The 15414-nt window shown below is 46.1% G+C and carries 8 protein-coding genes; 5 read left to right on the top strand and 3 right to left on the bottom strand.

Annotation, left to right across the window (positions count from 1 at the left end; translation table 11 throughout):
• Positions 1-164: 164 nt before the first annotated feature.
• From WBA89_RS22295 to WBA89_RS22285, 3 genes are all read right to left on the bottom strand, one after another.
• Positions 165-1034, bottom strand: coding sequence for a Uma2 family endonuclease (locus tag WBA89_RS22295; protein ID WP_424409532.1), 870 nt, complete (start codon positions 1032-1034; stop codon positions 165-167).
• A 40-nt stretch (positions 1035-1074) separates the two neighbouring features.
• On the bottom strand, positions 1075-1944 hold the full coding sequence (locus tag WBA89_RS22290; RefSeq protein WP_424409531.1) for a calcium-binding protein: 870 nt from the start codon (positions 1942-1944) through the stop codon (positions 1075-1077).
• A 73-nt stretch (positions 1945-2017) separates the two neighbouring features.
• Positions 2018-3691, bottom strand: a complete 1674-nt coding sequence (locus WBA89_RS22285) for a methyltransferase domain-containing protein (protein ID WP_424409530.1) — start codon at positions 3689-3691, stop codon at positions 2018-2020.
• A 374-nt stretch (positions 3692-4065) separates the two neighbouring features.
• On the opposite strand from WBA89_RS22285, the gene WBA89_RS22280 reads away from it, so the two are divergent.
• From WBA89_RS22280 to WBA89_RS22260, 5 genes are all read left to right on the top strand, one after another.
• Positions 4066-7911 (top strand): glycosyltransferase, encoded by a 3846-nt coding sequence (locus WBA89_RS22280; protein WP_424409529.1) that lies wholly within the window; start codon positions 4066-4068, stop codon positions 7909-7911.
• A 149-nt stretch (positions 7912-8060) separates the two neighbouring features.
• Positions 8061-8810, top strand: coding sequence for a peptidylprolyl isomerase (locus WBA89_RS22275; RefSeq protein ID WP_424409527.1), 750 nt, complete (start codon positions 8061-8063; stop codon positions 8808-8810).
• A gap of 80 nt (positions 8811-8890) precedes the next feature.
• Positions 8891-11887, top strand: a complete 2997-nt coding sequence (locus tag WBA89_RS22270) for a peptidase domain-containing ABC transporter (RefSeq protein ID WP_424409525.1) — start codon at positions 8891-8893, stop codon at positions 11885-11887.
• Positions 11888-11953: 66 nt separating this feature from the next.
• Positions 11954-13954, top strand: coding sequence for a chromosome partitioning protein ParA (locus tag WBA89_RS22265; protein WP_424409523.1), 2001 nt, complete (start codon positions 11954-11956; stop codon positions 13952-13954).
• Positions 13955-14074: 120 nt separating this feature from the next.
• On the top strand, positions 14075-15414 hold a 1340-nt coding region (locus tag WBA89_RS22260), incomplete at its 3' end, for a hypothetical protein (protein WP_424409521.1).

Here is a 15414-nt window from a genome sequence, read left to right as displayed (position 1 = left end):
TTTAAGAACAGACGCACCGTACAACTACATATAAGGTGCGTCAGTATTGATGATTTTTTCGATGGCCGTTAACTTCATACTGACGCACCCTACGGCTAATATCAAATCCTCTCTTCATCGGAATAGTAAATTCGAGTCAACAGTCAACAGTCAACAGTCAACAGTCAACAGTCAACATCACCTGACGGTGTAACCGGAAATGATATAACTTCCTCTACTGATAAACCCAGCGCTTCTGCCACTTGCTCTGTATTCAATCCCATTGCCAACAACCGAGGGATAGCATCCCGCCGCGCTTGGGATTCTGCACTCAAAGCCTGCTCTGCTAAGGAAGCTCGTTGCTGTTCGACAGCAGCTCGTTCTGTACCTGTCAGCAGCAAATTGCCCTCGCTGTCCCACCACCGCAGCCACAGCATAGTCTGGTTTTGATAACTGCCTTCCCACAGTCCTAATTCTACGCCCATTGGGGCGATCGGATAATGATCGCGATCGTTCGGAAGCAACGGTTGGTAAAACCCATTGTTCAGGCTGTAAACCTCCAGCCTGCCACTATTGATCTCATAGATGCCATAATACGGAATCCGCACAATCCGCTCATATACCCAAAACTTCCCAGGCCTTTGCGCCTCGCCGACTTCAGAGTACGATAGCGGCGTTGTATCCCGCTCTTGGGAACCGTCTCCCGATGCGAACTCCAAAGCAATCATCGGAGCCATGAATTCCCGCCACAGCACGTAAGAGCGACGAATCTGATTTCCTAGTCTTGGTGGTACGTTCGGCACGTAGAACCAGTCAGGAGCTTCGGCTCCCTTTTCAAGCGGGTCAGTTTCTCGCCAGTAGATGCCGCAGTCTTGGCCTATAGCATATTGCCCGTCGGGATGAAGCCCCTGCAACACCAGCCCGATCGAATCAGTTAAAATAATACTCTGGGGATGCTCCTGAAAATTCTTCACGAAAGTGCCGTCTTCCTCTGGCAGTTGAGTGTGGTCGGGGAAGGGAGAGGGGAGGACAATCTTTTCGGTTGCCTGAGTCATGCGACCTCTCAAATATTGCAGCTTACCTAAATATCTTAACTCAACCTTCCTCCGAAATCCTCACCTTATTACCGATCAACTTCAGAAAACTCGCTCCAAAATGTTGAATCTCCAAAAAATTAGCACAAGCAGGAGTTGACTTGTAAACTCTAAAAGTCCGCATAATTCCCAAAGTTGCCGCACTTTCCAGCGGGCCGATAAAGCTAGTATCCCTGTCCAAAAAATGAGACTGCTCGGCCCAGTGAGCCATCTGTTTCGCATTCAAAAAATAACAGCCGGAATGAGGATTCAAAGCCCGCTCAAAAGAAATTGGCTGTTCCATAATTTTTCCCGCCAACTCCCGCTGCTCCTCCACATTTTGAAACTTAGCAGTAGCTCCTCCCGCTAAATCGCCATCAATATATGCTTTAAAAACAGCTCCTTGAGGCGATATTTCGTAACGGTTCGGTTGCAGCAAATTTGCATTCCCCCCGTGATGCGTAAACCAATTTAATTTACTAAAAAACCACGGGTCATGCAGAATTAAATCATCTTCCAAATAACAAAAATAATCGTATTTGTCAAGACACGCTCGCAAAACTGCTTGACACTCAAACCCCAACAGCAGCGGCTCGCATTTTGTAGCGTGGTGCATAAAAGACCTAGGCTGTACCGGCAATTGAGGCAAGAGGTGATAGCCTTGAGTCGTGCAAACAACAATGTCAATTTCGTGCTTTTGAGCTTGATTTGAAGGGATAGTTGCACATTCGCTAATGTGAATCATGCACTGAGATTGGCCGTACAAAGCTTGCAGCGATGTGACGCAAGCAGTTAAAGCATTTAATCGGGGTTGCGGGTCGTTTCGCTGGGAAGCGTGTTTCCCGTCGCCGCTGGGATTGTAAAAGTGAGCAATAGTGAAGAGAATTCGCATTGGTGTGGAGTAACAATTAAAAATTAAACAATAAAGCAGAACGATCGCACAATAACTATAAATCTTACCGCATTTAGTCACCAAATAACTCCGGCAATCTTCCTCGCAACTCAGCATTCAAACGCGGCAACTCATCCCGCATTTGCAAGTACCAGTCTCGCCGCTGCCGGTAGTGCCCGCACAGCAAGCGGTTGTCGCGCACCCATTCGTAAGCGTTCGCGGCTATTTCTTGGCGCACAGAAGTATCGTCAATTAGCGAATTTAGCTTAATTTCAAACTCTCTTTCATTTCGATAAATCAACCCGGTTTCACCTTCGACAATCGAATGTTCGTACACGGTGGGACTTGCCAAAACCGCAACTCCCCGCGCCGCACATTCAATGAACTTTAAATCAGATTTCATTTCGTTAACCGGGTTGGCAACGAGCGGCAGCAAAGCTATATCGCAACTGTACATAATTTCTTGATATTGTTCGTAACTGCAAAATGGCTCAAATTCTTTTTGCTTTATTTCCAGCGCTTCAAAAAAGCGGCGGTCGTGGATGACTTTAACTCGAATCCGATGTTTGTGTGCGGCTAAAACTCGATTGAGCGCTGCCATAATTGGCTGCCAATCTTGTTCGCGGTTGAGCGCACCAAAAAATATGGTGACTGTATTTTCTGTTGGGTAAATTCGCGCTGGGGGCAGAAAAGCTAATTGATTGGGAAATACGGCAACATTGGGATTGTAGTGCCGCAAAATTTTGGCTAGCGGTTCTGTCGTTGTTTGAACGCAGTGACAGCCGCGATAGCTGAGGTAATTGTTGTCTGCATATTCGCGGCGGCGGATGGGATTGTCGTCAATTTCAGCTACTATTAAGTAGTCTTGTTTTAGCAGTTCTTTGAGTTGGGGAATGTAGGCGGGATATTGCATGATTGTCCGCTGCCAGATGAAGACTTTTTCTTCTCCAGCTAGGGGGCTAATTAATTCTGCTGCTTTCACTCCGGAGACGGTGCGGACTCCGGGAATTGTGGCGCTAAATTTGTCTGGTTCCAAAACTCGCACGCGATCGCACCCTGTAGGAGCCATAATGATAGTTTGGATCAGCAGTCTGCGGGGCGGTACGGCCGATTTGGTCGATCGCGCGATATAATATTCAGCACCCGTTTCCGTAGCAAAATCCGTCGCTGTCAGCTCTAAAGCCTTCACCATTGGATGCAGCAATTGCTGGAAGCGGACAAAAGTTTCGGTTTTGTGTCCCTTCCCTTGCAGTTCGTAAACCTGCAATCCGGCATCAGCAAATAGCGATTTAACACTTTCTAGGGTAAACCAGTGCTGCATCTTGCTGTCGGGATTTTCCCAATTTCCCCGCAACAGATTGACAATGCGCCGCCAGTATTGAGCGTTGGGGATGGCGGCGAAAATTTGCCCGTCTTGGTTGAGCAAACCACTGTACTGCTCGAGGACATCCCAGGGATTTTTGAGATAGGGTAGCAAGTTGCCAAAAATCAAACAATCGACGCTTCCGGGGGCGATTTCGAGACTTTCGACGGCAAGTTCTTCAATATCGGCTACCGTCACCCAGTTTAGCCGATCGACTGCAATCTTAGCTTTTTCGCGATCGCGCTCAATACCAATATACTGACAGTGGGGATTTATCTGCCTGTATTCTTCACCAGTCGAACCCGTACCGCAGCCAATTTCGACAATGACTTTAGCATCCGGCGGTAGCAGCTTCAAGAAATCGTGGTTGGCGCGATCGATCACTTTGTCTAAAATTCCTGATTAGTTTATTGTAAAATCAAACAGAGCAACCCGTGCGACAGAAAACCAGCCGAAAGTTAGCATGGCGATGCCAGTATACAATGGCGATCGGCACATTTGTCAAGAACAAAATTTTCAGCCACCAACTCATTCTCTTGCTTTCCCTCCCTTCTCTTCCTCAGCGTACTCTGCGCCCTCTGCGGTTCAATTAAATCCTGTTCCCCCATCCAGCAAAGATTGGTACATCTTAGCAAATATTGAGAACGCGATCGTTTATTCACAACTCCTACCCTCCTCAAGCGCGATTTAGAATATCAATTAATTCAGCTTTTTTATCAAAAAAGTCACCCAACACTTAACTCAGTAAATAAAAAACTATGAACCCCAATCTAGGAATCAACATCGCCGGCTACATCAACGGCGAATTTGGCATAGGAGAAGGCGTTCGAGCAAACATCCGAGCCGCCGAAGCCGCCAAAATTCCCTTAACAATCAACAATTTTACCCGCTATCCCCACCGCCAACAAGACACCACCTATCAAAATTTTAGCCCTGACAATCCGCACCCAGTCAACTTAATTCAAGTCAACGCCGACGAAGTGGCAACCTTTATCAAACATACAGGTGACAGCTATTTTCAAAACAAATACAATATCGGATTTTGGGCCTGGGAAATTCCCCTATTTCCCCCCGAATGGCAGCCAGCATTTAATCACTTTCACGAAATATGGACTTACAGCAATTATTGTGCTGAAACAATTTCCCAAGTCTCGCCAATTTCCGTCATCAAAATCATGCCCAGTATCGCTTTACCCGCACCTTCCCTCAACAGAGAAGCACTGAGTTTACCTAAAAATAAATTTATTTTCCTATTTATATTCGACTTTTGCAGCCGCATTGAGCGCAAAAATCCTTTAGAGGCAATTCAAGCATTTAAACAAGCTTTCGGGGCAGATGAGCGCGTACTGTTGATTCTCAAATCTTCTAATTCAAAGAATTTTCCAGAAGCTCGAACAGCCTTAAACTCAGCTATAGCCAACAATTCAAATATCAAACATCTAGACGGGTATTTGTCCAAAGATCAAATTAACGGTTTGCTCTACAATTGCGACTGCTACGTATCGCTGCACCGCTGCGAAGGATTCGGCTTAACAATGGCTGAGGCGATGTTTTACGGCAAACCCGTAATTGCCACCGGCTATTCATCAAATACAGAATTTATGAACGTCGGCAACAGCTTTTTAGTCAAGTATAAATTAATCCCGATTGAGCGAGATTGCGGGCCTTACAAAAAAGACAATGTTTGGGCCCAACCGGATGTCGGACACGCTGCTGATTTAATGCAGAAAGTTTTCAACAATTACCGGGAAGCTCGACAAATTGGAGCGGTAGGGGCTGAACAAATCAAAACTTTACTCAACCCGCAAGTTACAGGCAATAAAATTAGAAAACGTCTCGAATATATTGCCGAGATTACCGATAATTTTCGCAGCTTGCCTCTGTCAGCAACAGCCAAAACAGAGCCTGCTAAAAATCCGGCTGACTTGTTGCCGTCACAACCCCAAACTCCATCAAAAGCACAACTGCAAAACTGGCAGCCTTTGGTGAGCATTTGCATTCCGACGTACAACGGAGAAGCGTTTATTGAGGAAACAATCAAAAGTGCTTTGGCTCAGACATATACCAACATAGAACTGATTGTATCCGATGACGGCTCCACAGACCGCACAATTGCGATCGCCCAATCATTCCAATCCCAAACATCCGCCGATTTCCGCATCATCCTCCACCGCAACTACGGCTTATCGCAAAACTGGAACTTCTGCATATCCCAAGCCAAAGGCGAATACATTAAATTTCTGTTTCAAGACGACTTGCTAGAACCAGAATGTATCGAAAAAATGGTCGCCCTCGCCCAACAAAACCCAGAGATAGGCATGGTTTTCTCCCCGCGCGGCATCACCATAGCCGAAAATGAATCTCACCCAATTTTGCGGAAAGCTTCCCAATCAATTAAAGATTTGTATAAAAGTTGGTCGAATTTAAAATCTATCCAGCCCGGAAAAGAATTGCTGGGAGATGCTAACTGCTTGAAAAACCCGATTAACAAAATTGGCGAACCGAGTACCGTGTTAATTGCCGCCAGAGTTTTTGCAGAAATAGGATTATTTGATTCTGGCTTATCTCAGTATGTAGACTTAGATATGTGGTGGCGAATCATGGGGAGCTATCACATCGGATTTGTAGACGAAAAACTTTCCTCTCTGCGGATTCATCCCGAACAACAAACCTGGAAAAACTTTGCGGCTGGGGAAAATCATAAAGATGCGGTCAGATTTTACAAAAAACTACTAAATAGTCCTGAATACAGTTTTTTGAATCGCGAAATTAAACAGACAATCCGCCAAAAGTTAGCCCTAAGAACCCAGCCCAGTATATCTGATTTGTCAGCGCTGGTGGAACAGTATAAAAAATCGCCATCAAACAAGTCTGTTCTGGAAAAAATGCGCCAATACCGCCAACAGTTAGCGGAATATTGGTTGAATTTCCCAGCCGAAAAATTAGAAAGTGCTTATTCGCAAGAAGCGGGAAAAGCTCATCAATTGCTGATGGACAGCCACCTGAAATATGAAGTTTTAACTGAGTCGGAACAAAGTTTTGTGCAGCCGTTGGCCGCGAAACTTGCTGAAGCAGGGGAAATTGCCGAGCAGATTCAATATCTTCTCGCAGCGATGCTGTACGGGGAGGCTTATCAGTTGCGGCTAGAGTATAAAAATGCAGCGATTCCCCAGTGGTTTTTTGAGGATTTTATCAAATTTCTATTTCAATCTCCGACTTGTTTTCAGCAGAAGGGAGATGTTGAAAAATACTCGGAATATTTCCAGGGGTTGATAGAGTACGTCGCTACTAATATTGCCCGTTTTCCCGATGCGGAAGTTTGGCGTTATTTGGCTGATTTTATTGTTAAGAATGTTAGCTTTAAGGATTTGTATTTGAGCGATGCTAATCTGCTCGATGTTTTGAGTCAGCGAGCTGATATTATGGAATTTCATTTGAAAAATCTCGGCTGTCAAATAAACTGGGATTTTGCTCCTAGAGAAGTTGGACGAACTAAAATTAGAGTGGGTTTTTTGCTCGATGAAATTAGTTTGAATCCAGAGTTTTTGGCGGCGATTCCAGCTTTTGAATATTTAGACAGAGACAAATTTGAAGTTATCGCGTACAATTTCCAGGTACTGGATGAGCGATTGGGGAAATATTGCGAAAGTTGCACTGACAAGATGGTGCAACTGTCGGAGGATTTGTCGAAGCAAGTAGAGGAAATTCGATCGCACGATTTAGATATTCTGCTAATTTGCACTAATATCGCCGAAACTTCCCAAACAACCGCGCTGCTGTGTTTGCACCGACTGGCGCGGGTGCAAATGGCTACCGCTGCATCAAATCCCACCACCACTGCTGCGCGAAATATCGATTATTTGATTGCTGGAGATTTGACATTGCCCGCAGGTGCTGCTGCAGAGTACCGCGAAAAATTAATTGCTTTAGAAGGTTCGGGAGTTTGTTTGAGCTATCCGGTAGCGCCAGCACCTGCGAGGGTTGAACCGACTCGCAGCAGTTGGGGAGCCACTGATGAATCTGTAGTGTTCGTTTCGGGCGCTCCAGCTTTGACAATTATCCCAGAATTGAGAGAAACTTGGGCAAAAATTATTGCTGCTGTACCGAATTCTATTTTAGTTTTGTATCCTTTTGGTTCGGGCCGAGAAAGCTGGGCGGCGGTGTCTTTTTACAACCAAATTCGATCGACCCTAGGGAAATTTGGGATTGACAAACAGCGGGTTGTTGTGATACGTGCGTTACCAAATCGTGCAGATTGCATAAAATGTCTGAAATTGGCTGATATATATTTAGAGTCCTATCCGTGCAGCGATATCTGCTCTGCTGCAGAAGCGCTGTTGGTGGGATTGCCAGTAGTGGCAAGAAAAGGGCAAAAAACTCGATCGCGCCAATCTGCCGCAGTCCTCGAAGAACTACAACTTCCGGAACTGGTAGCACAGAGCGAGAACTCTTATATAGAGCTGAGTACAGCACTGGGAACCAACCCAAAACTGCGCCGGCACTATCGGGATCGAGTCCAGCAAACAATGGCGGCCAACCCCAAAATTCTTGACAGTCGCGCTTACTCCTACCGGATAGGCAAACTATTTGAAAGGAACCCTTAGCGGGGCAAAGCGTCAAGAAATACACAGCAATAGCGCTAGCTTTCTTGACGCTCTGCTATCATCGGGGGATTGAGAGGTTAGTGGTTGTCGCTTTTTTCCTGCCACAGCTAAATTAAAAGGGAAAGCGCAAGTCAGTTGGAGATAAAAAAATGACAGGACTTTTTCAAATAGGCGATAAATTACTTCAAGCTCAGGATATGCCATCGCTCCTGAAGCGCTATCAGTTGATGCCCCAATTCTTGCGGGGTGTAATAGTAGACCAAGCGATCGCATCCTTTAGTTGCAGTGACGAAGAACGTCAATCCGCTGTTGAGAACTTTCTGGCACAGCACCAACTGACAGCCCCGGAAGCCAAAGAAGCTTGGCTGCGCCAACAAAATATGACAGCAGAAGAACTTCAAGAGATGGCCGTCAGGCCCTTGCTGATCGAAAAATTTAAGCAAGAGACTTGGAGACCTAAAGTAGATAATTATTTTTTAACCCGCAAAGCCAGCCTAGACCACGTAGTCTATTCCCTGGTACGCACCAAAAATCCAGCACTGGCAAACGAACTTTACTTTCGCATCCTGGAAGGGGAACAAAGCTTTGCTGAAGTGGCACGCGACTTTTCCGAAGGGCCCGAATCCAAGTCCGGCGGCTTGTTGGGCCCCGTCCCCCTGAGCCAGCCTCACCCGGCAATCAGCAAACTTTTGTCCGTCAGCAAGCCAAATCAACTCTGGACGCCGCGTCCTCTGGCAGAATGGATGGTAATTATTCGACTAGAACAGTTCATGCCGGCCCAGCTCGACGAATCGATGCGGCTGCGCTTGATTAACGAACTCTTTGAAAGCTGGCTGACCCAACAGGTATCGGAAATTGGCCCGCTACAGCCCCTCTCTTCGGTGTCTTCCATATCGTGACCGCAAGCAATTGGGTATGTTGCCCCGGTTGCGCGGCCGCGACATCAATCTAAAATCAAAAATTAAAAATCTAAAATCGGATGACTTCTGCCGCTGTTTCCCTCTCCCAAATTCAGGATTTTTTAGCTAAAACACCCCCGTTTGACCGACTCTCAGAGACGGCTTTGTCAGCCTTGGTGGCTAAATGCCAACTCCTCGGCTACCGGACGGGGCAACCCCTGTTTGAACGGGAAAAAATGCCGACTCAGGTGGCAATTATTTATCAAGGTCAGGCGAGGCTGCTGGGCTTTGACCAGCGATCGCAGCGCCACGTCAGTTTGCGGTTGGTGCAGTCAAAGGAAATTCTCGGCTGGGCTGGCTTGGTCAGGGGAGTTCCCTGCGAAACGGCGATCGCCTCTACAGACGTAATTGCGATCGTCCTACCTGCTGAAGATTTCTTGAACGCAGTAGAAAAACAGCCGACATTTGGAGAAGCCTTTCGCGAACACTGTTCTTTGAGCGAAGTATTTGAACTGTTGAGCCTGGAATTGCAGCGCCAAGCTGACGGTACTTCCAATCTCAAGGAACTCACGGTGCACGCTTGGGAAGACGCGACAGTTGTCAACGTGCCAAACGGCAACAAAAAAACTCAAGACCTCGCCCAAGACTTAGATGCCGATCGAATTTGGCTCGTCAGCAGCGGCGTCTTGGGCGACTTTCCCACCGGCAGCCGCTTCTCTGCGGAAAATGCAGCTAAATCCTTGAAAGTAGAAGGCCGCGCCGGCGCGCGCTTGGTCGGCTTCCGCGAGCCCCCAGAACCGCAACCAGAGTCACAAATCGAAACTCCGACACACGCCCCAGGCGTGACGTCCCTTGGTGGTGAAAAATCGCTGGAGATTAAGCCCGCACCACCTCCTGCAGACCCGCGAGCCGAAGTACCAAAGGATACGAAATATCCGATTTTCCGTGCCAAGGGAACAATAGATGCCCCCCTAGCTTGCTTCCAAATGTTGAGCAAGTATTTCGGCATCAAATTTCGTCGGGATATCATCCGCAAAGTTCTAGAAAATCAGTTAAAAACCGCTGGTGCGATCAACTTGCAAGCCTGCGGGGCGATCGCCCAAAGCATCGGCCTCACGCCCCAATTAGCGCAAGTCCCAGCCGAAGCCATCAACCGCATCAAAGCTCCGGTAATGATTAAATGGGAAGACAGCTTTGCCATTATTTACAGCATCACCGAGCAAGAATTGGTGATGGCAACGGCCGAAAAGGGGCTGATGCGGAAGCGGATACCTCAGTTTAAAGAAATCTGGGGAGAACTAGGAGAAGTTCTGCTGCTGCAAGCTCCGCAAGTCGAGCAAAAAGAGCAGTTCAGCTTCTGGTGGTTTGTGCCGGCACTGATGGAGCACAAAACAGTGTTTTTTGAAGTGCTGTTAGCCTCGTTTTTTGTACAGTTATTCGGTCTTGCTAACCCATTAATCACTCAAGTAATTATTGATAAAGTATTAGGTCAGCGCAGCATTGACACCTTGGATATTTTGGGGGCGTTTCTGTTAGGTGTTGCCCTGTTTGAAGGACTGCTAAACGGTTTGCGTACCTTCTTATTTATAGATACTTCCAACCGCATCGACGTTAAATTGAGTGCGGAAGTAATCGACCACTTGCTCCGGCTGCCGCAGAATTACTTTGACAACCGGCGCGTCGGAGATTTGGTTTACAAATTCAGCATGATGGGCCAGATTCGGGAATTCATGACGAGTACAGCTTTAACAGTTGTTCTCGATGCAGTATTCTCGGTGGTCTACGTCGCGGTGATGCTTTCCTACAGCGTGAAGCTAACCTTCGTATCTTTGGCAGTGATACCGGTACTGGCGCTGATGATTATTCTGATCAATCCGCTGGTGCTGCGCCTGATCAAACAAAGAAATATGCGTTTTGCTGACTCTCAATCTTATCTAGTAGAAGTAGTCAGCGGAATTCAAACTGTTAAGGCTCAAAATATTGAATTGAAATCCCGCTGGGAGTGGTCTAGCCGCTACGCAAAATACATTACAGCCAGTTTTAAAACAATTATCACGGGGACTACAGCAGGTACGGTTAGCAGCTTTTTAAACCAGGTGGGTAACTTGGCTCAGTTGTGGGTGGGAACTTATTTGGTACTGGGAAATGACATGACTTTGGGTCAGTTGATTGCTTTCCGAATTTTTTCGGGGAACGTGACTGGTTCGCTGCTCAGATTTGTGAGTGTGTGGCAGAGTTTCCAAGAAGTCTCGATGTCGATCGATATGCTCAAGGATGTGGTCGATACGCCGACGGAAACCAGCGAGGAAGACAGGAGCAATATCCCGCTGCCGGCAATTCAAGGGGATGTTAGGTATGAGGAGGTTTCCTTCCGATTCCTAGAAAGCGGGCCGCTGCAATTAGCCAATGTGAATTTGGAATTTCCCGCTGGCAGTTTTGTGGGAATTGTGGGGGGAAGCGGTTCCGGGAAAAGTACGGCGATGAAGCTGTTGCAGCGTCTGTACGCGCCGCTGTCGGGCCGGATTTTTATTGACGGTTACGACATTGCCAAGGTGGAATTATATTCGCTCCGCAGCCAACTAGGCGTGGTGCTGCAAGATACTTTGCTGTTTAACTGTACAGTCCAAGAAAATATTGCTCTGAGCAATCCCGATGCGAGTACGGATGAGATTGTGCGGGCGGCAAAACTAGCGGTGGCTCACGATTTTATCATGGGTTTGCCTGCCGGCTACAATACGGTGGTGGGAGAGCGGGGTGCGTCGCTTTCTGGGGGCCAAAGACAGCGTTTGGCGATCGCCCGGACGATTTTGCAAAACCCGAAACTGCTGATTTTGGACGAAGCTACAAGCGCCCTCGACTATCATTCCGAACGCCAAGTTTGCAATAACTTAGCAGAATCTTTTGCCGGCCGCACGGTGTTTTTTATCACTCACCGCCTGACTACCATCCAAAACGCCGACATAATTATTATGATGGATCAAGGCTCTGTAGTCGAACAGGGCAGTCACAAAGAATTAATGGCTCTAAAAGGACGTTACTATTGCCTCTTCCAACAACAAGAGTCATCGAATACTTGATATCTCACAACTCACAACTCACAACCGATAACGAACAATTAATAATTTGGGAAGTAACAAATGGCTATGAAATCGATCACGCTTTCTGAGCAACCAATCATTCTAGAAAAACCAGCGATTTGGTCGCACTTGTTTTTGTGGATGATCATGCTGATGACCACTTCCGGTGTAGTTTGGGCTTATTTTGCTAGCGTAGAGCAAGCTGTCCCGGCTGTCGGCCAATTGGAACTAAAAGATGGTGCTAGAGACATCCAAGCTCCTGCTACAGGGGCGGTGGTGAGACTTCACGTTGAAAATGGCGATCGCGTGGAAAAAAACCAGCCTCTGCTCACTTTCAACCCCATAGCACCCGCAGCCGATTTAACGTCAGTCCAGAAAACTAAAGAGGCCCTGGAAAAAGAAAATAAATTTTACGAAGATGTTGTTAGCGGCAAAGTTCAAGGCCCTATTCCTTCTAATTTAGAATCGACAATCAAGGACAGACAGAGCCTCGCGGCACAAAATCAAGTGCTGCAAGCTTTGATTGACGAGCTGTACCTCAACCGGGGAGCCAGCGGAAATTTTGATTCCTCCCAGCAAGGACTTTATGTTAATTATCGATCGGAATTTCTCTCTCGCGTAGCCTCCGCCCAAGGTCAAGTTCAGGAGTTGGACAAACAACTGAAGCAAGCTGAGAATGCTGAGAAAGCCGCCGGCGCTCAAATGACCGTAGCACAGCAACAATTGGGTTTTGCTCAGAACCAATTAAATTATGCTCAGCAACAATTGGGTTCTTCGCAAGAGCAAGTCAAATCATCTCTGGCTCAGAAAGATTTGGCTGACGAACAGTTAGCGAAATCCAAACAGGTACTGAAGTCTAATCAAGCCATTCTGGGCAGGCTAGGCCCCTTGGTAGAGGAAGGAGCGATCGCCGAACTGCAAAAAGAAAAGCAAGAACAAGATGTTTTCAGAGGGCAAAGCGAGGTTCTCAAACAGCAAGATCAAATCAAGCAGCGCGAAGGTGAAATCAACGCCCGCAAAGGCGAAATTAACACGCGCCTCGGTGAAATAAATACGCGCCGAGGCGAAATGAACGCGCGTCAAGGCGACATCGAAAAAATTACGGCAGAAATAGAGCGCCAGCAAGGAGAGCAAGCGCGCATTCAGGAGTCTATAGCCCGCGCCGAAGAACAGTTGAAAAACACTAAGGATGCTTGGGCCAGAGAACTGTACACCAAAATTGCTGATAACGAAAAACAAATTGCCAGCAGCGATTCTCAGCTTAGCCGCTTCAAAGTGGAAAACCTCAAAAAGCTGTCCGAGGTAAATGCTCAGCTAGAAAAAGCGCAGCAAAACCGCGACACTCAAGTGCTGAAGTCTCCAGTATCGGGGGTAATCTTTGATTTGAAACCTTCTAAGAAGGAGGATGCGAAGTTAAATATAGCCAACGATCCGATTTGCCAATCCATTATTAACTCAGTGCTGAAGCCTGGGGAACCCCGCCCGAAACGCTGCGAAGAAGCTTATTATGAAGCGCAGCAAACTGAGAAACTGCTCAAGGTTTTGGACGACGAAAACGGTCTGGAAGCAGTTGTTTACCTGGAAAACAGCAACGTAGCTCTGGTATTGGATGCCATGAGACAAAAGCGCGAGAAATTGGAGCCGTATCACGACAAACAATTAGATGGAGAAAAAATTGACTGCGAAAAAGGTAAAAGTTGCGTTTGTCCTGAGAAGGAAGTTAATAGAGAGAAATTGGGTCTGACGAAATACGCCTGCGTGCCTGTTGATGTAAATGTTGAAGCTTTCCCTGCCTTGGAGTTTGGTACTGCTGAGTGTGAAGTGAAAGAGATTAGCAAGGATGCTGAGCCTCCTACCGAATTGCGGAAATACTACGCTTTCAAAACAAAAATCAAGCTCAAAAATCAACAGTTTGTTTTGAACAAGGACAAGCCAAATCAACAGGAAGTTAACTTGCAGTCGGGAATGGCCGTAAGCTCTAATATCAACATCGGCAAGCGGACTGTTTTGCAGATGTTTATCAACCGATTTACTGGCAAACTGGATACGTTCAAGACTGTTAAGTAGCGAACAGTTGACGGTTGACGGTTGACGGTTGACGGTTGACGGTTGACGGTTGACTGTTGACTGTTGACTGTTGACTGTTGACTGGATTTTACACTTCCGATGCTACCGGATTTGATGTTAATGAAAAAAATTATTTTATGTAGTCTATACCTAATTCCTGTTGTCCTGTTAATCGGATTTGTAGCGAATTTTAGCATCAACGTTCCCATCGATGACGAGTGGAGATTAGCCCCCTTGTTTGAAAAAATCGCTCAGGGAAATATAACTTTTAACGATTTTTGGGCCTTGCACAGCAATCACCGCATAGTGTTCCCGAAAATAATTATTTCGCTGCTGGCTTTTGCTTCTAGATGGAATATTAATTATCAGTTGTGTCTCAGTATAGGTTTGGCGGTGCTAACTTTTATCGCCACCTACAAGTTAGGTTCTCTGCAAGCTAAAAATGGAGATAATTTGTGGCATTTAGCTAATATTTTAACTTGTATTTTGGTGTTCTCCCTGGTTCAGTACGAAAACTGGCTTTGGGGATTTCAATTAGCCTGGTTTTTGGTAAATTTGTGTTTTGTATCAGCGGTTAGTGTGCTGGTTTCAAATAACAAATTTTCGCCTAAAATTAGAATATCTCTTGCTGCTGTATTCTGCTTTATTGCTAGTTTTTCCCTGGCTCAAGGTTTGCTTTCTTGGTTGGTGGCGATTCCGGCTGTGATGGCTTTAGAAGGAAAAAGATTACATAAAAAAATCAGATTAATTGTATGGATGTTGCTGTTTGTGGCAACTTGTGCTATTTACTCAATAGATTATCATCCGAGCCGGAAAACAAGTATTATTTCATTGTTGAGTAAGCCGCTGGTGGTAATTGATTATTTTTTGAGTTTGTTGGGTTCGCCAATTGTGCGATCGCCCGGAGTTTCAGCATTGGTAGGATTGGTAATATTCGCAAGTTTTATATTTTTTCTATGGTATTTTGGGAGAAAGATTACCGAGCATCGTGAGGCTTTACCTTGGCTGTTAATAGGTTTGTTTTCGGTTTTATCGTCTTTGTTTATTACCGCTGGGAGGGCAGAATTTGGGGCGGTTCAGGCGATCGAATCTTCGAGATATACGACTAATTCGATTTTGCTGTTGATTGCTATAGTTCAGCTAGGACAATTGTTTGTTAGAGAAACAAAACCTCTGTTAAAACTTAACTATAAATTTATTTATCGGGGATTTGCAGGCTTATTAATTGCTACAATTATTGTTAACTCCCAGCAGGCGATCGCCCAATCTCGCCCTGCACTCCTTTACAAACAAGGCGCTCAAAATTGTTTGCAACTAATTAACTATTTGGAACCGTCGGAGTTTTTCAATAATTCGCCAGAAAGCTGTTTGAGGGTGCTGAGCAAAAAAACTTGGCTGGTGAGAGAAGGCGCTGCAATTCTCGATCGAATAGGTTGGAGAAAGTTCGCTAAAAATGTAGA

The sequence above is a fragment of the Microcoleus sp. genome (assembly GCF_049646505.1).
GTDB lineage: Bacteria > Cyanobacteriota > Cyanobacteriia > Cyanobacteriales > Microcoleaceae > Microcoleus.
Note: the sequence above shows the minus strand (reverse complement) of the source record. Positions and strands in the feature narration are given on the sequence as shown.